The following is a 23,875-nucleotide window of genomic DNA, read 5'->3' on the forward strand; positions in this document are numbered from 1 at the left end:
GGCGGAGCGCCTCGCCCGCAGACGTCGAAGGAGGTCACGTGATCACGCCCTCTCGCGCCCCGGACGGGGCCGCACGCAACGTGTCCGACGATCTCGCCGCATGGGGGCGGTCCGTCCGCAGTCGCCTTCCCCTGCCTGTCCTGGGCGAGTGGAATCCGTGGGGTGTGGAATGTCGATGCAGCCGAGGCCGTGGCTGAAGGTGCCTGAGCTGACCGCGCAGGTGGCGCGGGCGGTGGCGGCACGTGACCCGTACCCGTTGGCGATGCGGGTCCGTGACGAACTGGGCGCGTTGTTCGCGGACGCCGAGCTCGCCGAGGCGTTCGGAACCCGAGGGAGGCCGGGCTGGTCACCTGGCCAGCTGGCGCGGGCCAGATGTGGGCCGAGCGAGTTCCCTCACTCGGCCGTGTCGTTGAGCGCCCGTTCCTTGGCCTGCCGATAGCGCGCGATGGTCTCCCGGTTCACCGCGGTGAGCAGCTTTCGCTCGACCTCCCGCTGGACGTCCGCGACGGCCTTGGCCAGCGCGGTGTCCATCTGGCACCGGGCGTCGGCGTTCGCGGCCTCGATCTCGTCACGGCCCAGCGCCCGCAATTCCTCTTCGTCTTTTGCCGCCGCGGGCAGGCGGGCGTTGAGCGGCGCGCGGGCGGCCTGAAGGTCCGCTGCCGGGTGACCGGATTTCGTCATGCAGGCGGACCAGCGCCGGAGCGCCTTACGGTAGGCCGGCTCCTCCTCCACCGTGGCGAGCACCATATTCGCCAGTTTCATGGTGAGCGGCTCCAGCGTGTTCCACTTCGGCCCGTACACTTCCGCGTTCGCTCGGGCGATGCAGCCGTCTGTGGAGTACTGAACGTTGGTCCCGCCCGGAAGCTGCAGCGTCACCCGGTGCTCCGCGGTTCCGGTCAGGGCTTGCTGCCAGGCCTTCGTACGCGGCTTGTCGGCAGGTGGCGGCGTGGACCGCAGGAGGAGGTATTCGCCGACGATGCCGTAACCGTCCGCCGCCGCTCGCTGCGGGGTGAGCAGTCCGTACGGGTTCGTCTCTGCGCCGCGCGCGGAGGCGATCGCGGGCTGTGCCGTGTATTCCTGACCACGGGCGGTCATGCAGGCGGTGACGGCACGCTCCTCGCGGTCGTGCAGGCGTACGGAGTCGACATGGCTGAACGCGGTGGCTCCCGAAAGCGGGCGGACATCGAGGGCTGCGGGCTCGCGGCCGGGCTCCCCGGAGGAGGAGCAACCGGCCGTGGCCAGCGCGGTGATCAGCGCCAGGTAAGGGAGCCGCCCGCGGTATCGGCTCAGCACCAGATGTTGGAGGCGACGTTGTCCTTCCAGGGGCTGTACAGGGGGGAGTACGTCCAGCCCCGCTGGGCCGTGGCGACCGAACCCGTGTAGTTCAGACCGGAGTAGACGCGCACGTCGCAGTTGTTGCCGTTGTTGTACAGGGACTCAGCGTTGTTGAACTTGTTGTACTGCAGCAGATTGGCGTTGTTGCCGTAGACCGTCCCAGGATCACCCGCGCCGCCGGTGCCCAGGTACGCGCACAGCGCCCCGGACGGACAGTCGGACCAGGCCGCGTTGGCGGGGCTGGCGGTCACCAGCGCGGTGGCGGCCAGCGCCACAGCACCAAGGACAACACCGGCCTTGGGAAGTATCCGTTTCATACTCTGTCCTTCGGTTGGTGGCCGTTCTGAGCGGCCACGATGGGAAGGCAGCGTCAAGGTGGTCTCAACCTGCCCCGCAGGGTGTGGCAGTCGGGCTTCCCTCCGCGCATGTGCCGCCGGCCACGGTTCCCGCCCGCTCAGCGCGAGCACCGTGAGAGACATCCACGGCACCTGGAGGACCGCCCGGCCAAGGTTCCCAGCAAACAGCGACCCCATGTACGCAAAAAACCAGTCATAGTTTGATGAAATCCGGACGGAATGGCCGACTTCGGTACATCACGTGGTGAACCTGGCGAACCCGATCAACATCGCACTGGAGACTCACTCACACGGGTGATGCACTCGACAACATCACTGCCGTTTGTGGCTGGTGACGATCCTGCTGGCTTGTTCGGTCACGCGGCGAGGAAGAGATCGAGTCGGGCAAGGTGGCTGACGCGGGTGCGGTCGAGCGGGTGGCCGTTCCACCAGGCATCGAGGCGAATGAGTCGGACGAAACCCCGCCCGGCAGCGGTACCTGGATCGTCCGGTCCGGCACCGCGACCATCCGCGACCTCGTCGAATGGTGAGACGTAATGGAAGCCGGCGGCACCCGGGGCAGGAAGTTCACGAATGGGCTGAGCCCCTTGGCATGGCCGTCGTTCCAGGCCGGGTATCCCGTTCACCAAGACGTCGTCACGACGCTCGAACGGTACCGCTGGCGCACTCCCAGGCTGATCGCTCTGACCTGCACAAAGAGGATGTGGCACAGCTTCTGACGGGCGCGGTCCTGCTGGACCCCGCCTTCACGCTCCCCTCTCGTTCACTGGCGTTCAGGCCGGGTCCGCCGCGCGCGCCGGCGGCTCGCCGTCGCGCAGTGCGCGGGCGGTCCGCTCGCAGGCCTGGGCGATGTGCTCGCGGAAGGGAGCGATCCTCGGGTTGGCCATTTCCCTGCGCAGAGCCGCGAGAGCTTCGATCCACTCGACCGCGTACTCGGGCAGGGTGTACGGCTGGCGCTCAGCCGCTGCGCAAGACGGGGCGCCGCACTCACGGCCGCGGCGTGGCGGACCACGGTCCGCTCCACCACCTCCCGCACCGGCTCCGCAGTCCGCCCGCCCTAACTCACCGGACGCCCCGCACGCGACTGCGCGGTGCGCAGTTCCGAGGCTCGGCGGCGGTGTGAGGGCCGGCAGTAGCGCGGCGGTCGGCCCCTGCGGGTGTACGCGACCGGCGCCCCGCACCATGCGCAGGTGCGCTCAACCGTCGTCCCCGCCGCCCTGCTCTGTGCCGTCGGGACCGACGTCCGCAGACTTCTGTTTCGTCACACACGAAATGCGGGTGCCCCGGCGCCGGGGCGCGGTGCTCTGCGCACCGGCATAGGGGTGACGACGCACGGAAGCAGCCGGCGCGGTGGGTGGTCCTGCGCCTGCTGCGCCCGCCGCGTGCGGTACGACCATTGCCCCCTCCCGGATGGCAGAGGGGGGAAGTCCGGGCGGGTCGTGGCCGCACGCCGCTAGTTAGAGCCTCATGCTCTCGAAGATCGCGGTTGCTGCCGCCCTCCTCCTCGCCTTCCCGCTACCACCGAACCCGCCGTCGCCCGCGAGGCGCGAGCGGAACCCCTGTCGCTGGCCCAGGCCGTGCAACTGCTGCCCTCGGCAGCCGAGTCGCGGGAGGGCTACCAGCGCACCAGTTTCAGGCACTGGGTCGACGCCGACCGGGACGGCTGCCCACCCGCGCCGAGGTCCTGATCGCCGAGTCCCGGGTGGAGCCGGCCATCGAGGCGGGCTGCAAGATCGTGGCGGGCGAGTGGTACTCCTTCTACGACGGCGTGACCCTCACCGCCCCGGGCGGCCTGGACATCGACCACATGGTCCCGCTCGCCGAATCCTGGGACTCCGGCGCCAACGCCTGGACGGCGCAGCGGCGCGAGGCCTACGCCAACGACCTGGGCGCCGAGCCGAGTCTGGTCGCCGTCACCGCCCGCAGCAACCGCTCCAAGTCCGACCAGGACCCCGCCGACTGGCAGCCGCCACTCGCCGACGCCCGCGGTCGGGGTTGTCGCGCAGCCGCTTGACCGCGCCGTTCACGAACTCCTGCCGGGTGATCCGCTGGCACCTACGCCGCGCACTGGGTCGCCACCAAGCTGCGCTGGCAACTGGCCGTCGACGACCGCGAACGGGCAGCCCTCGCCGAACTCGCCGCAGGCTGCGGACAGGAGACGGTCGACTACGAAACAGCGCCGTAGCAACTCCCCCGGCCAGCACACCGGCAGCCCGCCCCCGCCAGGGACGTGAGGTGAGCGCAGGCGGCTGCCGGCTTCGTCAGATGAACCTCGGCCGGGTGAAGACACCCAGGCGGCCGGGGCCGGGGCCGGGGCCGGGGCCGTAGACGCTGCCGCGAAGGGCGGCGTCAGCCCGGCCGGGTCAGGCTTGCTGAGGCAGGGTCAGGAGGGGCTGACGTTGTTGAACGCCAGCAGGTTGCTCGTGCCGTCAGGGATGTCCGCCAGGGCATCCCTGACGGCCAGGACGGTGATCGCGTCCCTGACGGTGGCGGGAGTCACCTCCGCCGACGTCGACAGCAGGTACGCGGCCAGGCCGGCGACATGCGCCGCAGCCTGTGCCGTGCCGGACAGAGTGGCCGTACTTTGGGCGTTACCGATGTATGCGGACAGGACGTTCTCGCCGGGAGCGAAGACATTGACGGCGGGCCCGTGACCGGAGCCGTACCAGCGTTCGTCGGTGAGGGTGGAGGCTCCGACGGTGAAAGCACCGGAGGCACCGGAGGGCGAGCGGATGAGCGCGTCATCGTTGTTGTCTCCGGCCGGAACGACGACGAACAGTCCTCCGTTCGCGGCGGCGTCGACCGCCTCGTCGACATCCGCGTCCTTTCCTCCCATCCAGGCACCGCCGATCAGGGCGACAGACGGCCGCCCGGACGCCTTCGCCTGATCCACCGTCCACTCCAGTCCCTTGATCAGAGCCTTCGGGTCCACCTCACCGTTGGTGTAGGCCACCTTCACGGCGATGATCCTCGCCCGCTTCGCGACACCGTGCTTACGGCCCGCCACGATCCCGGCGAGGTGGGTACCCAGACCGTTGCCGTCGATGTTCTCGTCGTCGCCGGTCGCGTTGGTACCCCAGCTGGCCCGGCCCTCGAAATCCTGGTGGCTCTCGGAAACCCCGCTGTCCAGAACGTACACATCGACGCCCTCCCCGGCCTTCTCCTCGTAGTCGTAGCGGTTGAAGGTGGCGAACGTCAGCTTCGAGCGGTGGGAGATACGGGCAAGGCCCCAGGGGGCGTTCTTCTGGTTGACAGCGGTCATGGGTCCACTCCTCATCAGAACGACAAAGCCGGCAGACGAGACAATCCCCAGACTGCCTCCCGACGCTGCCCATCAGATCCGGTACTGAAGGCTCTGAGCGGCCCCGCCACCACCAAATCACTCGCGGGAGTGAACTCAACGCAGTTCAGACACGGCACCTCCTACGAAACGCGCAGGAGCGTGGCGGCCGGGACAACCGCGGCAGGCCCAAACTTGCGGCGGATGCGGTCGCTGACCGCTTCCGCGATCAGCCGGTCCTCGCGGGCGCCGTCGAGGCTGATCTGCTGCGCGACCTGATCAGCGTCGATCAGGTCCTCACCCCTCAGCGTGAGCCCGGTGAGCCGGCCGCGCTGAAGGCCCGCGGCATCGATCAGCCGATACGCCATCGTCCGCAGGTCATCCTCATGCGCGGAAGCCTCCGGCAGACGGCGCGACTTCTCCCACGACGGACCGCCGGCGAACCGCAGCGTCAGCGCCAGGGCGCGGGCAGCCTGCTCGCGCCAGCGCAGCCGGAGTCCGAGCTGGACGACCAGTTCGAGTAGGGCGGCGCGGACCTCGGCCCCGTCCAGGGTCTGCCGGGGGAAGGCGTGGTGGAGGTGGGGAGGGTGCGGGGGGTGACGGGGCGGGGGTCGATGCCGCGGGCCCGGTCGGCGGCCAGGCGCCCGGCGCGGCCTCCGAGGATGCGCTGCACCGTGGCCGGCGGCAGCGCGGCGAGCAGGCCGACACTGTCGACGCCGTAACCCCGCAGAGCCGTTGCCTGCCGGGGGCCGATGCCATGGAGTGCTTCCACCGGCAGTGGTGCCAGCCAGGCATCGACCTGGTCGTGGTCGACGCCGAGGATGCCACCGGGAGAGCCGATCTGCCGGGACGCGGTGGCCGCGACGGTGATCGTCGGCCCGATCCCGATCCGCACATCGACACCCAGCCGGGCCACCGTCCGTAGGCGCACAATCTCCGCCAGCCTCCGCGGGCCGACACCGTGGTAGCGCAGCGCGCCCTTCGAGGCCGGCCTCCTTGAGGCGGGCCAGTGCGAGGTCGAGGAGGCGGTCACGCCCCCCTCGGCGAGACGGTCGCGGAAGTCGGCCAGCACGCTGTGGTGGAAGCCGGGATCGTCCAGCTCCATGGCCTTGGCGTACTTGAAGTCGATGCGGCAGCGGACCGCCTCGGCGGCTGCCGGTCCGAGAGGCCGAGCAGGAGCTGCAGCACACAGACGGTGGCCAGTTGAGCAGGCGAGAGACCCGGCCGCCCGTCTCGCGGGTACCAGTCGGCGAAGTCCTCGTCGCACCACAGCCCGTCCAGCCGGTCGCGCACCCATATCGCCGTCGTACCAACCGGGTTGCTCGCCCGCGCGACCTGTGCGGTCACAGGCGGAACCTGTTCACCGGAACGCGGGCGGAGGGACAACGGGCACCTCGACAACTACTGCATCGGTCAGCGGAACTACCCGAGCATGCCCGTTGGCCATGCTGCCGCACCGCGAAACTCCAAGATCCCCGACTGTGAGGATGCGGGAGGCACCGCTCGTGGGTCTGACCCGATCCCCGATTGACGCTCCGGCTGTCCTCACTCTGAATCGTCGACCTGCCGAGCGGTGCCATTGCGCGTACCGGCTCGGCGATCGTGACCTCATAGGAGCTTGACCGAGGCGGTCCCATCACAGTCGTGTCCTTCCGCTTCGCCGGTACGCGCGAGCCCACACCACCGCGCACGGAAGGACCCACCCGGCCGCCATGCCACAGCCCATCGAAGTGATCGGCGGGATCGACACCCACACCGACGTCCACCAGGCCGCCGTCATCGACACTATCGGCCGGCACCTGGCCACCGAGGCATTCCCCACTACGCCTGAAGGCTATTGGCGCCTACTGGCGTGGCTGCGCTCGCACGGCCAAGTACTGATGGTGGGCATGGAGGGCACCGGATCCTACGGCGCCGAACTGGCCCGGTACCTGCGTGCCAACGAGATGACCCTGGTCGAAGTGGACCGACCCGATCGTCGAGCTCGCCGCGCCGCGGGCAAATCCGACCCTGTCGACGCCTACGCCGCCGCTACCTCGGTGCTCTCCGGCCGTGCCAAAGGCACCCCGAAGGGCCGCGACGGCACGGTCGAGGCAATTCGCGCACTGCGCGTGGTACGTGCCAGCGCCATCAAGGCCCGCACCCAGACCATCAACCAGCTCAAATCACTGATCATCACCGCGCCCGCTGCGACGCGCGAAGCACTGCGCTCGCTGACCACCACCGAGCTGATACGCCGTCTGGTCGCCAGCCGACCCGGCTCCGATCTGACCACCCCAGCCGCCGCCGTCAAACTCGCGCTCAAACGCCTGGCCAAGCGATACCAACACCTGAGCGTAGAGATCGCGGACGCGGACGCCGAGTTGCGCGCCCTGATCACCCACACCGCGCCCGGACTGCTCGCGCTACCGGGCGTCGGGACTGAAACCGCCGGGCAGTTGCTGGTCACCGCTGGTGCCAACCCCGACAGGCTCGCCTCGGAGGCATCCTTCGCCCACCTGTGCGCAGCCGCACCCGTGCCGGCCTCCTCGGGCCGCACGGATCGCCATCGACTCAACCGCGGCGGCGACCGCCAGGCCAACCGCGCGCTGCACACCATCGTCCTGGTCCGCATGCGTCACGACCCACGCACCCGCGACTACGTCGCACGACGCACCCTCGAAGGGCTCAAGACGAAAGACATCTTCAGATGCCTCAAGCGCTTCGTCGCGCGAGAGGTCTACCGCCACCTCACCAGCGCACCATCGACATCTCCAGCCACTTGACGATCTATAGGAGCTTCAGAGTCAAGCTGAGTACGTGTTCTGAGTACGAGTACGGATGCGGGCGCACCCTCATGATCGGCAGGCTGTGCCGTATGACGACGCACCGCGCACCCAAGCCCGCAGTTCACCCCACCCAGACCGTCGAGCGCGCCGTGATGGCCGCGCTGTTCGTCGCCGTGATCGCCGGTGTCGCCTGGATAGGCGGGATGATCTACACGGTCACCGAGTGGTCGTTCTGACCCTCTACGGCTCCGAGCATCGACAGGTCTGAGCCCTACGGGCTTGCGGCCCGCAGAGGCTGAGCCCCTACAGGATCGCCGCCACCCGGAAGGTGATCCCCGCGCCGCGGAGCCGCTCCGTCAGCGCGTCCCCCATCGCCACCACCGTCGTGACCTGCCCGGCCGTCTTCGGCAGGTCGTCGAAGGCCAGCGAGAGCGCGGACTCCGCGAGCATCTTGGCGGTCTCGCCGTAACCGGGGTCGCCGCCCGCGACCTCCGTGAAGACCCGGCGCCCGCCGCCCTCGCCGACGAACCGCACCGAGAACCAGCTCTTCGCACGCCGCGCCGCGCCCGGTCCCTCACCGGGCTTGAACCGGTCGGACAACCAGCGCCGCGCCGAGGGCAGTTGGGCGGCCGTGAAGAGCGCACCCGCCGCGGCGACGCCACCCATCGCGACGGGCAGCCGTTCGACGGCCGCGTAGTGGCGGTAGCGGAAGTCTGGCCCGTACCGCTCCAGTGCCTGCGCCGACCGCCGCACCACCTGGGCGTCGATCGTGGGGAGCGGCAGTGCCCAGGCCCCGATCTCCCTGGCGAACCGCGGAGCGCTCGGCGGTGCCGTCGCACGCCGTCCCATCAGCCGCGGCTCGTGCCGACGGCGGTCGCGTGCCGCGGCCAGCATCTGCGGGCCGCGGGCGAACTGGCCGAGCGCCGAGGCGAACGTGCCGCCGGAGAACATCGCCTGGGTGCGCACGAACCCGTCGACCCGCAGCGGAACGCCCTCGGGCAGCTGCCGCACGGTGAAGTACGCGCCCAGGTCGTGCGGAACGGAGTCGAAACCGCAGGCGTGCACGAGCCGCGCGCCGGTCTCCCGCGCGCGTGCGTCGTGCCGGACGTATGTCACGTCGACGAACTCGGGCTCACCGGTGAGGTCGACGTAGTCGGTACCGGCGTCGGCGCAGGCGGCCACCAGTTCCTCGCCGTGCAGGACGTACGGCCCGACCGTCGTGGCCACCACGCACGCGTGCCCGGCGAGTTCGCGCAGCGACTCAGGATCGGAACTGTCGGCGCGCAGGACAGCGGGCGCGTCGGGGGCGCCCTCACGGGCTCGGGGGATGCCGGCCAGCCGCTCCCGCAGCCGTTCCAGTTTCTCCAGGCTCCGCCCCGCGATCGCCCAGCGCAGCCCTTCGGGCGCGTGCGCGGCGAGGTACTCCGCGGTGAGTACCCCGACGAACCCCGTGGCTCCGAAGAGCACGATGTCGTACGCGCGGTCCGCGCGATCCGTTCCGTTCGGCCTGCTCATGACACTCCTGCTCGTGAACCGCCCCAGCCGTGCGCGAAGCGCCGTTGTCGGTGGCTGAGGCTAGCGTGAGGTACGAGTCATCGGACAGCGAGGTCGGAGCTGGACGCCCGCTGAGGAGATCCGCTCGGCCGCCGATCGCCCTGGACCGATCCGGGATCGCTCCGGGAATTTAACTAAGCGCTTGCTCTTCAAGGGCTTGCCCGATGTCGAACACGTTCTTAACATCACTGATGTCACATCAGTAGTGTCACAGTGCTGGGGGCTTGATGGCAGTGACAGGTACGGCAGGGCACGGACCGCTCGCCGGAGTGCGCGTCGTCGAACTGGCGGGGATCGGCCCCGGCCCGTTCGCGGCGATGCTCCTTGCCGACCTCGGCGCCGACGTGGTCCGCGTGGACCGGCCCGGTGGAGCCGGGCTCGCGATCGATCCCGAGTACGACGTCACCAACCGCAACAAACGGTCGGTCGTGATCGACCTCAAGGCCGAGGACGGACCGGCCCGCGTCCTCGACCTGGCCGAGCGCGCCGACATCCTCGTCGAGGGCTACCGCCCCGGCGTCGCCGAGCGCCTCGGAGTGGGCCCCGAGACCTGCCACGCCCGCAACCCCCGGCTGGTCTACGGGCGGATGACCGGCTGGGGCCAGGAAGGCCCCCTCGCCCGGCGAGCCGGGCACGACATCACGTACATCGCCCTCACCGGCACGCTCGGGATGACCGGCAGCCCGGACGAGCCGCCCGTGGCCCCCGCGAACCTCCTCGGCGACTACGCGGGCGGCTCGCTCTACCTCGTCGTCGGCGTCCTCGCGGCCCTTCACCACGCACGCGCGACCGGCGCCGGGCAGGTGGTGGACGCGGCGATCGTCGACGGCACCGCGCACCTCTCCACGATGATCCACGGCATGCTCGCCGCCGGAGGCTGGCAGGACCGGCGGGGCGCCAACCTGCTCGACGGCGGCTGTCCGTACTACGGGACGTACGAGACGGCCGACGGGCAGTACATGGCGGTGGGCGCGCTGGAGCCGCAGTTCTACGCCGAGTTCGTGGACCTGCTCGGGATCGGGGACCAGGCACCGGCCCGCAAGGACCTGTCGCGCTGGGGCGAACTGCGCGAGACGGTCACGGCCCGCTTCAAGACCCGTACGAGGGACGAGTGGACGGCCGTCTTCGAGGGCTCCGACGCGTGCGTGGCGCCGGTCCTGTCGCTGCGCGAGGCCCCGGCCCACCCGCACCTCGCGGCCCGCGGCACCTTCACCGACCACAGCGGCATCACCCAGCCCGCACCCGCACCCCGCTTCTCCGTCACCCGCACCTCCGTCCGCGGCGGCCCCGCCCGGCCGGGCGCCGACACGGCGGACGTGGCCCGCGACTGGGGCGTACCGGATCTCCTGAAGGGCAACCCCGAATGAAGCGCCAGATCTTCACGGCCGAACACGACGCGTTCCGCGAGACGGTGCGCACCTTCCTCGCCAAGGAGGTGCTGCCGTACTACGAGCAGTGGGAGAAGGACGGCATCGTCTCGCGCGAGGCCTGGCGGGCGGCCGGGAGGCAGGGGCTGCTCGGCATCGCGGTGCCCGAGGAGTACGGGGGCGGCGGCAACGCCGACTTCCGCTACAGCGCCGTGCTGGCCGAGGAGTTCACCCGCGCGGGAGCCGCCGGGATCGCGCTCGGGCTGCACAACGACATCATCGGGCCCTATCTCACGGACCTGGCCACCGAGGAGCAGAGGCGTCGCTGGCTGCCGGGGTTCTGCGACGGCTCGCTGATCACGGCGATCGCCATGACCGAACCCGGCGCCGGATCCGACCTCCAGGGCATCACGACACACGCCGAGGACCGGGGCGACCACTGGCTGCTCAACGGCTCCAAGACCTTCATCTCCAACGGCATCCTCGCCGACCTGGTGATCGTGGTGGCGAGGACCACGCCCGAAGGCGGTGCCAAGGGACTGTCCCTGCTCGTCGTCGAGCGCGGGACGGACGGCTTCGAGCGCGGGCGCAACCTCGACAAGATCGGCCAGAAGGCGCAGGACACGGCCGAGTTGTTCTTCAACGACGTACGGGTGCCGAAGGAGAACCTGCTCGGCGAGCTGAACGGCGCCTTCATCCATCTGATGACCAACCTCGCGCAGGAGCGCATGGGCATCGCCGTCGCCGGGATCGCCGCCGCCGAGTACCTGGTCGAGATCACCACGGAGTACGTCAGGGAGCGCGAGGCCTTCGGACGGCCGCTGTCCAAGCTCCAGCACATCCGTTTCGAGATCGCGGAGATGGCCACCGAGTGCGCCGTCACCCGGGCCTTCCTCGACCGCTGCATAGTCGACCACTCGAACGGCGAACTCGACGCCGTGCACGCCTCGATGGCCAAGTGGTGGGCCACCGAGCTGCAGAAGCGCGTAGCCGACCGCTGTCTCCAACTGCACGGCGGATACGGCTACATGACCGAGTACCGCGTCGCCAAGGCCTTCACCGACGGCCGCATCCAGACCATCTACGGCGGGACCACCGAGATCATGAAGGAGATCATCGGCCGTTCCCTGCTCGGCTAACCCTCCCGAAAGGCTTACCAGTGAGCACCGAAGCGTACGTGTACGACGCGATCCGCACCCCGCGCGGCCGCGGCAAGGCGAACGGCGCCCTGCACGGCACCAAGCCCATCGACCTGGTCGTCGGCCTCATCCACGAGGTCCAGCGCCGCTTCCCGGACCTCGACCCGGCCGCGATCGACGACATCGTGCTCGGAGTCGTAGGCCCGGTCGGCGACCAGGGATCCGACATCGCCCGGATCGCCGCCATCGCCGCCGGACTCCCCGACACGGTCGCCGGAGTCCAGGAGAACCGCTTCTGTGCCTCGGGTCTGGAAGCCGTCAACCTGGCCGCGATGAAGGTCCGTTCGGGCTGGGAGGACCTGGTGCTCGCGGGCGGCGTCGAGTCGATGTCGCGGGTGCCGATGGGCTCGGACGGCGGTGCCTGGTTCGCCGACCCGATGACCAACCTCGAGACGAACTTCGTACCGCAGGGCATCGGCGCGGACCTCATCGCCACCATCGAGGGCTTCACGCGCCGAGATGTGGACGAGTACGCCGCGCTGTCCCAGGAGCGGGCGGCCGCCGCCTGGAAGGACGGGCGCTTCGAGAGGTCCGTGGTCCCCGTGAAGGACCGCAGCGGGCTCGTCGTCCTCGACCACGACGAGCACCTGCGCCCCGGCACCACCGCCGACTCGCTCGCCAGGCTGAAGCCGTCCTTCGCCGACATCGGCGACCTGGGCGGCTTCGACGCGGTGGCGCTGCAGAAGTACCACTGGGTGGAGGCGATCGACCACGTCCACCACGCGGGCAACTCGTCGGGCATCGTGGACGGCGCCTCGCTCGTCGCCGTCGGCACGAAGGAGGTCGGCGAGCGCTACGGCCTCACCCCGCGCGCGCGGATCGTCTCCGCGGCCGTCTCCGGCTCCGAACCCACCATCATGCTCACCGGGCCCGCTCCCGCGACCCGCAAGGCGCTCGCCAAGGCCGGTCTGACCATCGACGACATCGACCTCGTCGAGATCAACGAAGCCTTTGCGGCGGTCGTCCTGCGCTTCGTCAAGGACATGGGCCTGTCCCTGGACAAGGTCAACGTCAACGGCGGCGCGATCGCGCTCGGCCACCCGCTCGGCGCCACCGGCGCGATGATCCTCGGCACCCTCGTCGACGAACTGGAGCGCCAGGACAAGCGCTACGGCCTCGCCACGCTGTGCGTCGGCGGCGGCATGGGTGTCGCCACGATCGTCGAGCGCGTCTGACCTTCCCCAACGGATCCTTACGGAGCACCCCCTGATGAGCACTGAGCCCACCACCATCCGCTGGGAACAGGACGAGACCGGTGTCGTCACCCTCGTCCTCGACGACCCCAACCAGTCCGCCAACACCATGAACCAGGCGTTCAAGGCCTCGATCGCGGCGATCGCCGAACGCGCCGAGGCCGAGAAGGACTCCATTCGCGGGATCATCTACACCTCCGCCAAGAAGACCTTCTTCGCGGGCGGCGACCTCAAGGACATGATGCGGGTCGGCCCGGAGAACGCCCGGCAGGCGTTCGAGACCGGCACGGCCATCAAGTCCGCCCTGCGCCGCATCGAGACCCTCGGCAAGCCGGTCGTCGCCGCCATCAACGGCGCTGCCCTCGGCGGCGGTTACGAGATCGCCCTCGCCTCCCACCACCGCGTCGCGCTCGACGCCCCCGGCTCCAAGATCGGCCTGCCCGAGGTCACCCTCGGCCTCCTCCCGGCCGGCGGCGGCGTCACCCGCACCGTCCGCCTGATGGGCATCGCGGACGCCCTGCTGAAGGTGCTGCTCCAGGGCACCCAGTACTCCCCGCAGCGGGCGCTGGAGAACGGCCTGGTCCATGAAGTGGCCGCCACCCCGGAGGAGTTGCTCGCCAAGGCGCGCGCCTTCATCGACGCCAACCCCGAGTCGGCCCAGCCGTGGGACAAGCCGGGCTACCGGATCCCGGGCGGTACGCCCTCGAACCCGAAGTTCGCCGCCAACCTCCCGGCGTTCCCCGCCAACCTGAAGAAGCAGCTGAACGGCGCCCCCTACCCGGCGCCCCGCAACATCCTCGCGGCCGCCGTCGAGGGCTCGCAGGTCGACTTCGAGACCGCGCTCGTCATCGAGGCGCGTTACTTCACCGAGCTGGTCACCGGGCAGACCGCCAAGAACATGATCCAGGCGTTCTTCTTCGACCTCCAGGCCGTCAACTCCGGTGCCAACCGCCCCAAGGGCATCGAGCCGCGCCCGGTCCGCAGGGTCGCCGTCCTCGGTGCCGGGATGATGGGCGCGGGCATCGCGTACTCGTGCGCCCGCGCGGGAATCGAGGTCGTGCTCAAGGACGTGTCCGCGGAGGCGGCGGCCAAGGGCAAGGCGTACTCCGAGAAGCTCTGCGCGAAGGCCGTCTCCCGGGGACGTACGACACAGGAGAAGGCCGACGCGCTCCTGGCCCGCATCACGCCCACCGCGGACCCTCAGAAACTGGTCGGCTGCGACGCCGTGATCGAGGCCGTCTTCGAGGACACCTCGCTCAAGCACAAGGTGTTCCAGGAGATCCAGCACCTCGTCGAGCCCGACGCGCTGCTGTGCTCCAACACCTCGACCCTGCCGATCACCGTGCTCGCCGAGGGCGTGGAACGGCAGAGCGACTTCATCGGGCTGCACTTCTTCTCGCCGGTCGACAGGATGCCGCTCGTCGAGATCATCAAGGGCGAGCGGAGCGGCGACGAGGCACTGGCCCGCGCCTTCGACCTCGTACGCCAGATCAACAAGACCCCGATCGTCGTCAACGACTCGCGCGGCTTCTTCACCTCCCGCGTCATCGGGCACTTCCTCAACGAGGGTGTCGCGATGGTCGGTGAGGGCATCGAGCCCGCGTCCGTCGAGCAGGCGGCCGCCCAGGCGGGCTACCCGGCCAAGGTCCTCTCGCTGATGGACGAGCTCACGCTCACCCTGCCGCGCAAGATCCGCGAGGAGACGAAGCAGGCGGTCGAGGAGGCGGGCGGCACCTGGGAGACGCACCCCGCCGAAGCGGTCATCGACCGCATGGTCGACGAGTTCGGCCGCACCGGCCGCAGCGCCGGCGCCGGCTTCTACGAGTACGGCGACGACGGCAGGCGCGGCAAGCTGTGGCCGGGCCTGCGCGAGCACTTCACCAAGCCGGGCAGCGAGATCCCCTTCGGGGACATGCAGGAGCGCATGCTCTTCTCCGAGGCGCTGGACACCGTCCGGCTCCTGGAGGAGGGCGTGCTGACGTCCGTCGCGGACGCCAACATCGGATCCATCTTCGGGATCGGCTTCCCGGGCTGGACCGGCGGTGTCCTCCAGTACATCAACGGGTACGACGGAGGGGCGGGCCTGCCCGCGTTCGTGGCCCGCGCGCGTGAACTCGCCGAGCGCTACGGGGAGCGGTTCGCGCCCCCGGCGCTGCTGGTCGAGAAGGCGGCGAAGGGGGAGCGGTTCAGCGACGCACGATGAGGCGCCCGGGCACGTGTCGCTGAGCGACACGCTGCCCTTGCTCCCGGTGGTTCGGGGACCCGAGGCTGACCGCGCACCGGTCCTGTCGTCCCCGTTCCCACCGAGGAGCCCTCATGGGTCGCCGCCCCGCCCTCGCCCTGCTGGACATCCTGCGCGGCGAGGGCGTGGACCGCGTCTTCGGCAACCCCGGCACCACCGAACTGCCCTTTCTCGCCGCCCTCATGGACGCCGACGAAGCACCCGAGTACGTCCTCGGTATCCACGAGGGCGCCGTCGTCTCCATGGCGGACGGGTACGCCCGCGCCACCGGCCGTCCCGCCTTCGTCAGCCTGCACATAGCGGCCGGGCTCGCCAACGGCCTCATCGGTCTGCTCAACGCCCGCCGCTCGCGTACCCCGTTGGTGGTGATGGCGTGCCAGCAGGACCGCCGCCACCTCCAGCAGGACCCCATGCTGTCGGGCGACCTGACCGGCCTCGCCGCGGCCGCCGTGAAGGCCACGTCCGACGTCCAGCACGCCCGCGACCTGCCACTCGCCGTGCGCCGCGCCTTCGCCCTCGCCGTACGGCCGCCCGCGGGGCCGGTGTTCCTCTCCGTACCCATGGACCTGCTCGCCGAGGACACCGAGATCGAGGTCCCGGCCCGCACCCCGACTCCGCTCGCGGGAGCGGCCGTCGGGCTGGAGCGCGCCGCCGTCCTGCTCGGCGGCGCGGCCCGCCCGGCGATCGTCGCCGGGGACGGCGTGGGCCGCGAGAACGCCCTCCCGGCGCTCGTACGCGTCGCCGAGGCCTGCGGCGCGCCCGTCCACCACCAGCCGATGGCCGACTGCCTGGACTTCCCGACCACCCACTCCCTGTATGCGGGCATGCTGCCCCCGCGCCACGACGCGATCCGCGACGCCCTGGAGCCGTACGACACCGTCCTCATCGCCGGTGCGCACGCGTTCACCCCCCACCACTACAGCCCCGGGCCCCCGCTGCCGCCCGGCATCACGGTCGTGCAGCTCGACTCCGACCCGGACGAGATAGGCCGCAACTTCGGCGTCGACACCGGATTGGTCGGCGCCCTCGCCCCGTCGCTCGACCGGTTGGCCGAACTGCTGCACCAGCGGGTGCCCGCGCACAGCGCGAAGGCCCGGATACTGCGGGCCGGCGAGCGGCACACGGCCGAGCGGAACCGCACGGAGGCCGCCGCCCGCGCCGCCTACTCCCCGGCGCCGCTCGCGCCCTGGGCCGCGGCGCACGCCGTGGCGCGCGGGCTGCCGCCGGGCGCGGTGGTCGTCGAAGAGGCCATCACCGTGGGCCTGTTGCTGCGCCGACTCGTCCGTCTTGACCGTCCCGGCAGCTACACGCACACCGTCGGCGGGGGCCTCGGCTGGGGGATCGGCGCGGCCGTCGGGCGCGCGCTCGCCGAGCCGGGGCGCCCGGTGGTCGCGGTACTCGGCGACGGCTGTGCGCTGTTCGGGCTCCAGGGGCTCTGGAGCGCGGCGCGCAGCGCGGTCCCGGTGCTGTTCGTGGTGCTGGGCAACGGCGCGTACCGCACCCTTCAGGACACCTACGAGGCGATGGGCGGCCAGGGCCCCTGTCCCGGAACCGAGTTGGGCGCGCTCGACTTCACCCAGGCGGCACGGTTCTTCGGGATCGACGCGGTGCGCGCCGAGAGCGCGGACCACCTGCGTGAACTCGTCTCCGGGGCAGGTGAGTTGGCGCGCCCGCTGCTCGTCGACGTACCACTTCGGTGAGCCTGGCCCACTCAACACTGACGGGCACCTTGTCAACCGCTCCCGGGCACCCGACCATCGGTCCATGACGGACGGTCAGGCGCCCAAGTCGGTTCTCGCGCGCGGGGCGGCGCTGCTGCGTGCCTGCGGGGACTCCGAGGGCGCGCTGAGCCTCGCCGAGCTGGCGCTCCGCACCGGGCTGCCCAAGCCGACCGCACACCGCCTGCTCGGCGAGCTGGTCCGGCTCGAGCTGGTCGAGCGCACGCCCGACGGCCGCTACCGGATCGGCCTCGCCCTCTTTGTGATCGGCCAGTCGGCGCCGTCCGCACGGGAGTTGAGGGACGCCGCGCTGCCCTACCTCGGTGACCTCCACGGGGAGACGCACGAGAACGTGCACCTCGCCGTCCCCGACGGCCCCGACACCCTCTTCCTGGAGAAGATCACCGGCCGCCGTGCCACGCCGATCGTCTCCCGCGCCGGGGGCCGCCTCCCGGCCCACTGCACCGCCACCGGCAAGGTCTTCCTCGCGCACGACCCCCGCGCGCCACATCTCGCCCTGCCTCGCCTCACGCCACGCACCCTCGTCCTGCCGGGCCAGCTCGCCCGCGACCTCGCCGCGACCCGCGTCCGCGGCTACGGGGTCAACCTGGAGGAGGCCGAGGTCGGCATCTCCGCCGTGGCGGCCCCGGTCTACGAGAGCGGCCGCGGCGCCGGACCGGTCGCCGCGATCTCCGTGACCGCCGGCACCCGCCGCCTGGACGTCGACCGCGTGGGCGCGAGGGTGTGCGCGGCGGCACGGGCACTGACGCGAGCGCTGTCGGCGTGACCTCTCAGCCCGTCCGGCGTTCGAGGACGAGCGCGAAGCGCGAAAGGGGGGTCCGGGGGCGCAGCCCCCGGATACGGGACGGGAAGGGGCGGAGGGGGCGAAAACCCTAGTCCCCGGCCGACCGAGCGACCCCCGACTGCACCGCCACGGCCAACGCGTGCTCCGTCAGCCGCTCCCCGTACACCTCACCCACCACCCGCCCCCGCACGAACACCAGCACCCGATCGCACACCTCGGTCAGCTCCGCCAGATCGGTCGAGGTGATCAGCACCGCCGCCCCACCGCCCGCCAACTCGCCGACGATGGAGTGCATTTCGGCCCGCACCCCGACGTCCACACCCCGCGTCGGATCGTCCAGGACGACCACACGCGGTTCGGTGGCGAGCCACTTGGCGAAGACGACCTTCTGCTGATTGCCGCCGGACAACCGCCCGACGATGTCGTACGGACCACCACGCAGCCGCAACCGTTCGGTCAAGTCCGCCGTACGGCGCACCAGTTCACCTCGCGAGGGGAGTACTCCGCCGCGCCCCAGAGCCAGCCAGCTCACCGTGGTCGTGTTCTCCCAGACCGTACGCTCGGCCATCAGCCCGAACCGCTTGCGGTCACTGGGCACGAAGGCGACCCCCGCACGCACCGCACCCCGTAACGACCGCGGCATCCCCCGGCCACCCACGTCGACCCGCCCGGACGAGATCGTCGAACGGCCGCAGACGACCTCCAACGCGTCCAGATGGCCTGCCCCTTGGAGCCCGGCCAGCCCGACCACCTCACCCGCGCGCACGGTGAAGGTGACGTCGAAGAGCCGTCCGGGCACGCTCACCTCGGACAGCACCACCGGCGGCGGACCGTCGGTGAGGGCGCGCGTGCGGCGTACCGGCTGGGGAGGCCGGCCGCCCAGCATCGCCGACACGAGCTCCGGCACGTCGACCTCCTCGCGCCCTGCGCCGGCCAGCGCCACCCGCCCGTCCCGCAGCACGGTCACACGCTGCGCGAGGCGCATCACCTCCTCGAGGAAGTGGGTGACGTACAGGACCGCGATGCCCTGCCCGGTGAGGGTCCGCAGTACCTGTTCGAGGCGGTCCACCGCTGCGGCGGGCAGCGCGGAGGTCGGCTCGTCCAGGACCAGCACCTTGGGGCGCCGCAGCAGCGCCCGCGCGATCTCCGTCAACTGCTGGTCGGCGAGAGGGAGCTCGCCGAGCAGCCCACCGGGGTCGACGTCGAGTCCGAGTTCGCCGAGGACCGGCTCGGCGGCGCGGTCCATGGCGCGCCGGTCGAGCAGGCCGAAGCGCCGGGGCGGCCGGTAGGGGTAGAGGTTCTCGCGGACGGTGAGGTCGGGGAAGAGGCTCAACTCCTGCGAGACGACGGCGATTCCGCCCGTCCGCGTCTCCTCCGCCAGGTCCACGGTTCCCGCGTCCGCCGTCACCGCGCCCGACAGGATCCGCACCAGCGTCGACTTCCCGGCCCCGTTCTCGCCGACCAGCGCGTGCACTTCGCCGCCGCGCAGCCGGATACCCGCTCCGTCCAGCGCCCTGACCCCGCCGTACGACTTGACCAGATCCCGCGCCACGAGCATGTCGCCCTCATCCATCTCAGCGCGCGTCCTTGAGAGGCTTGAGCTGGGCTTTCTGGTCGCCGAGCAGCTTGTCGATCGTCGGCTTGTACCAGTCGTACGCCGCCTCGGCGGTCTTCTGCCGCGTGATGACGTCGTCGATGTTGGTCTTGTCGACGACCCCGCCGGGGGAGAGGAACCAGCCGTCGAGGAGCTTGCCGTCGTTGTCGCGGACCGCCTCGATCAGCATCGCGGTCGACAGATAGCCCTTGAGAAAGTGCTGCGGGTCGATGGTGACGAAGTTCGAGCCGTCCCTGACCGCGTCGAGGGTCTTCGGGTCGACGTCGAAGCCGGCCGTCAGCCAGGTGCCCCGCTCGGACTTCTTGATCTTCGCGAGGTTGTAGCTGTCGGCGTCACCGACGCCCAGGAAGGCGAGCGCGTCGGGATGCGCGTTCACCTGCGCCGACCAGGAGCTGTAGTTCTGCCCGGGATCGCTGTACGTCTGGAAGGGGCCCAGGACCTTCACGTTCGGGGCCTCCTTCCTGAAGGTGTCGGAGATGCCCTTGGCCCGGTTGTCGAGCACCGGGGTTCCGGGGTTGGGCACCCCGATGACTATCTCCCCGTCCGGTTCGTCGCCCAGCCGCTTCAACGCCTCCTTCGCCATCAGCTCGCCGAGCGCGTAATTGTCGTTGCCCACATAGAAGTTGACCTTGCTGCCGTCGGTCGGCGAGGTGTCCAGGGCGACGATCGGGATGCCCTGGTCGACGGCGCGCGCGGCGGGCCGGGTGAAGATCGGCGGGTCGAGGTTCTCCAGGACGATGCCGTCCTTGGCTCGGGCGGTGAGGTTCTGGAAGAGCTGCACCTCGGCGGGCCCGTCCGTGTTCGGCGGACCGACCGCCTTGAAGTCGATGTTCCCCGCGTGGTCAGCCGCGCTCTCGGCGCCGAGGACCATCTCGTGGGCGAAGTTCAGGCTGATGTTGGCGACCGCGATGCCCATGCTCAGTTCTCCGCCTTTGCCGGAGCCCGAGCCGTTCCCGTCGCCGCAGCCGGCGGCGGTGAAGAGGGCCAGCACGGCGGGTACGGCGAGCAACGTACGCAATCGGGGGTGCATCACGGCCTCCAAGCGGCTCCGGACAAACGGCGGACGATCTCTGCGCGAGGGCTGTCGGTCTCTGGGGGACTTCAATGTCGTCGCCGTCCGCCGCGGCGCAGCGCGCTGTCCGCCGCCACCGCGACGAGGATCACCGCGCCGGTCGCGAACGACGTCCAGTTGATGGGTACTTCGAAGAACACGAGGCCCGAGGCGACGACGGCCAGGATCATCGCTCCGGCCACCGCACCGACCACGGATCCGCGCCCGCCCGCGAGCGGAGTGCCGCCGATGATGCACGCGGCGATGGCCTGCAACTCGTAGCCCTGGCCCAGAGTCGGGTCACCGGCGCCGTAGAAGGCGAGCGCGAGTGCCGCCGCGCAGGCCGTGGTCAGGCCGGACAGGGCGAGCGCCTGGATGCGGGTGCGGACGACCGGGATACCGCTGAACTCGGCGGCATCGGGGTTGGATCCGATCGCCCGCACCCGCGCCCCGAAGCGCGTCCGGGTCAGCACGACCGTCAGCACCACGACCACCGTCACCAGTACCCACAGAGCGAACGGCACGCCGCCCGCGTCGCCGCCCGCGAGCGTGAAGAACGAGTCGTCGAGCGGCAGATCGGTGATCTGCTTGCCGTCGGCGAGCGCGAGCCCGACGCCCCGGAACAGCATCAGCGTGCCCAGCGTCACGATGAACGAGGGCAGCGCGAGCAGCGTCGTGACCAGGGCGTTGAAGACACCGAGCAGGATCCCGGTGAGCAGGACGGCCGGCACCGCCAGCCACGGTGCCATGCCGTCCCGCACCAGCAGTGCCCCGACGACCAGGCACATCGCGTACGTCCCGCCCACCGACAGGTCGACCTCGCGCATGGCGAGCGCGAACACCATTCCGCACGCCATCAGGGAGATGTAGACGGAGTTGTGGGCGGTGGTGAGCAGGTTGTCGCTGTCGAGGAAGTCCGGGTACGGGATGCCGATCCCGGCGATCAGCAGTCCGAGGACGACCAGCACGCCCAGTTCGTCGGGGATCAGCCTCCGGGATCGCGGCCAGTGCGACGCCGGCCCCAACCTCCGCTTCCCAGCGCCCCGTTCACGGGCGTGCTCGGCATCGTCCACGGCACGCTCGGTCTCGGTCATCGGGCACGGCTCCCGTACGGCTGACGCTGGCTGGGCGGTCGCCCCGCAGCGTGGGCCTCCCGAACGCGCGCGGCAACAGGGCCGTTCCGGCGAGTGGAATGCGCCCTTGCCGAGCGGCTGACGGTTCATCACACTCGCCCCATGGAGACACGTACCGCCCTGGTGACCGGAGCGGCACAGGGCCTCGGGCAGGAGTTCGCCGTCGCGCTCGCCGGGCGCGGATACCGGGTCGCCGGGATCGATCTCGTACCGCAGCCGGAAACCGGCAAACGGGTGCTGGACTACCTGGAGTTGATCGCCGACGTCACCGACGAGGAGCAGATCGGGTACGCGCTGGACCGGGTCATCGACCGGTTCGGGACCCTGCACGTCCTCGTCAACAACGCCGGTGTGTATCCGGAGTCGGCCTTCGAGGACACCACGCCCGAGGAATGGCGGCGCGTCATGCGCGTCAACCTGGAGGCGCCGTTCCTGCTGACCCGCGCGGTGCTGCCGCATCTCCGGACGGCGGGCTGGGGGCGGATCGTGAACATCGTGTCGGCGGCCGTCCTCACCGCGCCCCCGACGATGGTCGCGTACGTCTCCTCGAAGGCGGGCCTGATCGGCTTCACGCGCTCGCTGGCCTCCGCGCTGGGCCCGTCCGGGATCACCGTCAACGCGATCGCGCCGAGCATGGTCCGCACCGCCACCGCCGAGCGGACCGTCGGAGCGGACGGCGGCTTCGAACACGTCCGCGCCCAACAGGCCGTCCCCAGAACCCAGGAGCCGTCGGACCTCGTCTCGACCCTGCTGTACGTCGTCGACGAGGGCAGCGGTTTCCTGACCGGCCAGACCCTCAACGTGGCGGGCGGGTCGGCCTACTTGTAGGGCGAGGCCGAGGGCGGAGCCGGGTGCCTGGCGAGGATGGAGCCAGGTGCTGCCTCAGGACTCCTTGAGCCATTCCCGGAGTTCTTCCTTCAACGAGCGCTGGAAGCTGGTCAGCAGCGCCTGCACGACCAGCGGCTGCATGTGCGCCGACAGCGACTTCACCGCCGCCACGGACTCGTCCTCGCCCACCGCGGCACGCAGCAGCGCGGACAACTCGTGGGCCGCCGCGCGCGAGTGCTCCAGCAGCACGGTCCGCGCAGCGAGGATCGCCTCGTGCGCGATGGGTACGTCGAGAAGCTGTACGCCGAGCCGCAGCAGCCCCGGGTCCACGCGGAGGGAGTCCGCGGTCCGCGTGATGACGCCCATCGCGGCGAGCTGGTCCAGCTCCTCCTCGTCGAGCGAACGACCCGCCCGCCGTTCCAGCTCCTCGCGCGTCACGTCCTGAGCCGCTTCGGGCGCCCAGGAGGCCACCACGGCACGGTGGATGGCGAGATCGTGCGCACTCAGCCCCGGCGGCAGCTGCTGGAGATGCCTCTCGATCGCGGACAGCGTCATGCCCTGGTGCTGCAACTCCTCGATGAGAGCGAGCCGGGCCAGATGTTCCTGGCTGTACTGGCCCACGCGCCTTGGCCCGATCACCGGCGGCGGCAGCAGCCCCTTGGTGCTGTAGAAGCGGACCGTACGGACCGTGACCCCCGCACGCGCGGCCAACTCATCAACCGTGAGCGCCGACTCCTCGGTCTCAGTGGCCATAATTGGTTCCGCCTCTCCGCGCCATACGCCGATCAGGTGCAACAGTATTGCTGTCTCACCAGTGTTGTGACAGCACCCGCCCAATACCCCACCGGCCACTCGCCCGACAGGCGGCCACTGTCAGTGGCGCCGCCTACGGTGGCCTCATGTCAGAGATCGCGTACGTCAGGGGCGACGCCACCGTTCCGCTGGGGAGGGGCGTCAAAATGATCGCCCATGTCTGCAATGACGTCGGGGGATGGGGGAAGGGCTTCGTCCTCGCCGTGTCACGGCGCTGGCCGGAGCCGGAGGCGGCGTATCGCGCCTGGCACCGGGATCGCGCGCACAACGACTTCGGGCTCGGCTCGGCCCAGTTCGTGCAGGTCGAGCGGTATGTGTGGGTGGCGAATCTGGTCGGCCAGCGGGGCATACGCACGGGCAGCAAAGGGGTGCCCGTGCGCTACGAGGCCGTCGACACCGCCCTTGGACTGCTTGCCGGCAAAGCCGCCGAGCTCGGTGCCTCCGTTCACATGCCCCGTATCGGGTGCGGTCTCGCCGGTGGCAAGTGGTCCCGTGTGGAGCCGCTTGTCAGCGGGCGGTTGGTGGACCAGGGGATAGCGGTCACGGTGTACGACCATGGGGACCGAGAGTGGATGGCCTGAGTGACGCGCCTGATGCCCCGAAGTCGAGAGGAACACC

The 23,875-nt window shown here is 70.6% G+C and carries 22 protein-coding genes; 12 read left to right on the forward strand and 10 right to left on the reverse strand.

Translation table 11 applies throughout. The features are described from left to right. Positions 1–393: 393 nt before the first annotated feature. On the reverse strand, positions 394–1,293 hold the full coding sequence (locus ACIBLC_RS04330; RefSeq protein ID WP_399209108.1) for a hypothetical protein: 900 nt from the start codon (positions 1,291–1,293) through the stop codon (positions 394–396). Then, on the reverse strand, positions 1,287–1,652 hold the full coding sequence (locus ACIBLC_RS04335; RefSeq protein WP_399209109.1) for a peptidase inhibitor family I36 protein: 366 nt from the start codon (positions 1,650–1,652) through the stop codon (positions 1,287–1,289). Before ACIBLC_RS04335 ends, ACIBLC_RS04330 begins: the two co-directional genes overlap by 7 nt. Positions 1,653–2,080: 428 nt before the next feature. Between ACIBLC_RS04335 and ACIBLC_RS04340 the strand changes: the two genes are divergently transcribed. Then, complete coding sequence (locus ACIBLC_RS04340) at positions 2,081–2,221, forward strand: hypothetical protein (RefSeq protein WP_399209110.1); 141 nt, start codon at positions 2,081–2,083, stop codon at positions 2,219–2,221. Between the two features lie 1,277 nt (positions 2,222–3,498). Next, positions 3,499–3,705, forward strand: coding sequence for a hypothetical protein (locus ACIBLC_RS04345; RefSeq protein ID WP_399209280.1), 207 nt, complete (start codon positions 3,499–3,501; stop codon positions 3,703–3,705). 369 nt (positions 3,706–4,074) lie between these two features. On the opposite strand, the gene ACIBLC_RS04350 is transcribed toward ACIBLC_RS04345, so the two are convergent. The 3 genes from ACIBLC_RS04350 to ACIBLC_RS04360 all read right to left on the reverse strand — a co-directional run bounded on the left by ACIBLC_RS04350 (position 4,075) and on the right by ACIBLC_RS04360 (position 6,076). Further along, positions 4,075–4,953, reverse strand: coding sequence for a S8 family peptidase (locus ACIBLC_RS04350; protein WP_399209111.1), 879 nt, complete (start codon positions 4,951–4,953; stop codon positions 4,075–4,077). A gap of 161 nt (positions 4,954–5,114) precedes the next feature. Beyond that, the gene (locus ACIBLC_RS04355; RefSeq protein WP_399209281.1) at positions 5,115–5,522 is read right to left on the reverse strand and encodes a hypothetical protein; all 408 of its coding nucleotides are present in this window, start codon (positions 5,520–5,522) and stop codon (positions 5,115–5,117) included. Next, positions 5,423–6,076, reverse strand: a complete 654-nt coding sequence (locus tag ACIBLC_RS04360) for a hypothetical protein (RefSeq protein WP_399209112.1) — start codon at positions 6,074–6,076, stop codon at positions 5,423–5,425. The genes ACIBLC_RS04355 and ACIBLC_RS04360 overlap by 100 nt, the downstream gene beginning before the upstream one ends. 607 nt (positions 6,077–6,683) lie before the next feature. Here ACIBLC_RS04360 and ACIBLC_RS04365 point away from each other — a divergent pair. Together ACIBLC_RS04365 and mmpA are read left to right on the forward strand one after the other, a co-directional pair. Beyond that, positions 6,684–7,736, forward strand: a complete 1,053-nt coding sequence (locus ACIBLC_RS04365; protein ID WP_399209113.1) for an IS110 family transposase — start codon at positions 6,684–6,686, stop codon at positions 7,734–7,736. Between the two features lie 92 nt (positions 7,737–7,828). Then, complete coding sequence (gene mmpA / locus ACIBLC_RS04370; protein ID WP_399209114.1) at positions 7,829–7,975, forward strand: morphogenic membrane protein MmpA; 147 nt, start codon at positions 7,829–7,831, stop codon at positions 7,973–7,975. A gap of 67 nt (positions 7,976–8,042) precedes the next feature. Here the strand turns inward: mmpA and ACIBLC_RS04375 are convergent, their stop codons facing one another. After that, complete coding sequence (locus ACIBLC_RS04375; RefSeq protein WP_399209115.1) at positions 8,043–9,254, reverse strand: saccharopine dehydrogenase family protein; 1,212 nt, start codon at positions 9,252–9,254, stop codon at positions 8,043–8,045. A 266-nt stretch (positions 9,255–9,520) separates the two neighbouring features. Between ACIBLC_RS04375 and ACIBLC_RS04380 the strand changes: the two genes are divergently transcribed. The 6 genes from ACIBLC_RS04380 (at position 9,521) to ACIBLC_RS04405 (ending at position 17,799) form a co-directional block, all read left to right on the forward strand. Continuing rightward, positions 9,521–10,660 carry a CaiB/BaiF CoA transferase family protein gene (locus tag ACIBLC_RS04380; protein ID WP_399209116.1) on the forward strand — a complete coding sequence of 380 codons (1,140 nt, stop codon included), beginning with the start codon at positions 9,521–9,523 and terminating at the stop codon, positions 10,658–10,660. After that, positions 10,657–11,799 carry an acyl-CoA dehydrogenase family protein gene (locus tag ACIBLC_RS04385; protein WP_399209117.1) on the forward strand — a complete coding sequence of 381 codons (1,143 nt, stop codon included), beginning with the start codon at positions 10,657–10,659 and terminating at the stop codon, positions 11,797–11,799. Before ACIBLC_RS04380 ends, ACIBLC_RS04385 begins: the two co-directional genes overlap by 4 nt. Before the next feature lie 20 nt (positions 11,800–11,819). Beyond that, on the forward strand, positions 11,820–13,034 hold the full coding sequence (locus ACIBLC_RS04390; RefSeq protein WP_399209118.1) for an acetyl-CoA C-acetyltransferase: 1,215 nt from the start codon (positions 11,820–11,822) through the stop codon (positions 13,032–13,034). A gap of 34 nt (positions 13,035–13,068) precedes the next feature. Continuing rightward, complete coding sequence (locus ACIBLC_RS04395) at positions 13,069–15,255, forward strand: 3-hydroxyacyl-CoA dehydrogenase NAD-binding domain-containing protein (protein WP_399209119.1); 2,187 nt, start codon at positions 13,069–13,071, stop codon at positions 15,253–15,255. 113 nt (positions 15,256–15,368) lie between these two features. After that, entirely contained in the window at positions 15,369–16,994 is a 1,626-nt protein-coding gene (locus tag ACIBLC_RS04400) for a thiamine pyrophosphate-binding protein (RefSeq protein ID WP_399209120.1), read from the forward strand. A gap of 64 nt (positions 16,995–17,058) precedes the next feature. Continuing rightward, the gene (locus ACIBLC_RS04405; protein ID WP_399209121.1) at positions 17,059–17,799 is read left to right on the forward strand and encodes an IclR family transcriptional regulator; all 741 of its coding nucleotides are present in this window, start codon (positions 17,059–17,061) and stop codon (positions 17,797–17,799) included. A 106-nt stretch (positions 17,800–17,905) separates the two neighbouring features. On the opposite strand, the gene ACIBLC_RS04410 is transcribed toward ACIBLC_RS04405, so the two are convergent. The 3 genes from ACIBLC_RS04410 to ACIBLC_RS04420 all read right to left on the reverse strand — a co-directional run bounded on the left by ACIBLC_RS04410 (position 17,906) and on the right by ACIBLC_RS04420 (position 21,577). Then, positions 17,906–19,390, reverse strand: coding sequence for a sugar ABC transporter ATP-binding protein (locus ACIBLC_RS04410; protein WP_399209122.1), 1,485 nt, complete (start codon positions 19,388–19,390; stop codon positions 17,906–17,908). A 1-nt stretch (position 19,391) separates the two neighbouring features. Beyond that, positions 19,392–20,462: a sugar ABC transporter substrate-binding protein gene (locus ACIBLC_RS04415; RefSeq protein ID WP_399209123.1), complete on the reverse strand. Its 1,071-nt coding sequence runs from the start codon at positions 20,460–20,462 to the stop codon at positions 19,392–19,394. 71 nt (positions 20,463–20,533) lie between these two features. Next, positions 20,534–21,577, reverse strand: coding sequence for an ABC transporter permease (locus tag ACIBLC_RS04420; RefSeq protein ID WP_399209124.1), 1,044 nt, complete (start codon positions 21,575–21,577; stop codon positions 20,534–20,536). A gap of 141 nt (positions 21,578–21,718) precedes the next feature. Here ACIBLC_RS04420 and ACIBLC_RS04425 point away from each other — a divergent pair, with 141 nt between their 5' ends. Next, entirely contained in the window at positions 21,719–22,444 is a 726-nt protein-coding gene (locus tag ACIBLC_RS04425; RefSeq protein ID WP_399209125.1) for an SDR family NAD(P)-dependent oxidoreductase, read from the forward strand. Positions 22,445–22,498: 54 nt separating this feature from the next. Here ACIBLC_RS04425 and ACIBLC_RS04430 read toward each other — a convergent pair whose 3' ends face one another. Beyond that, positions 22,499–23,197: a MerR family transcriptional regulator gene (locus ACIBLC_RS04430; RefSeq protein ID WP_399209127.1), complete on the reverse strand. Its 699-nt coding sequence runs from the start codon at positions 23,195–23,197 to the stop codon at positions 22,499–22,501. A gap of 146 nt (positions 23,198–23,343) precedes the next feature. Here ACIBLC_RS04430 and ACIBLC_RS04435 point away from each other — a divergent pair, with 146 nt between their 5' ends. Next, positions 23,344–23,838, forward strand: coding sequence for a macro domain-containing protein (locus ACIBLC_RS04435; protein ID WP_399209128.1), 495 nt, complete (start codon positions 23,344–23,346; stop codon positions 23,836–23,838). Positions 23,839–23,875: the final 37 nt, after the last annotated feature.

This window comes from Streptomyces sp. NPDC050535, assembly GCF_044457665.1.
Classification (GTDB): domain Bacteria; phylum Actinomycetota; class Actinomycetes; order Streptomycetales; family Streptomycetaceae; genus Streptomyces.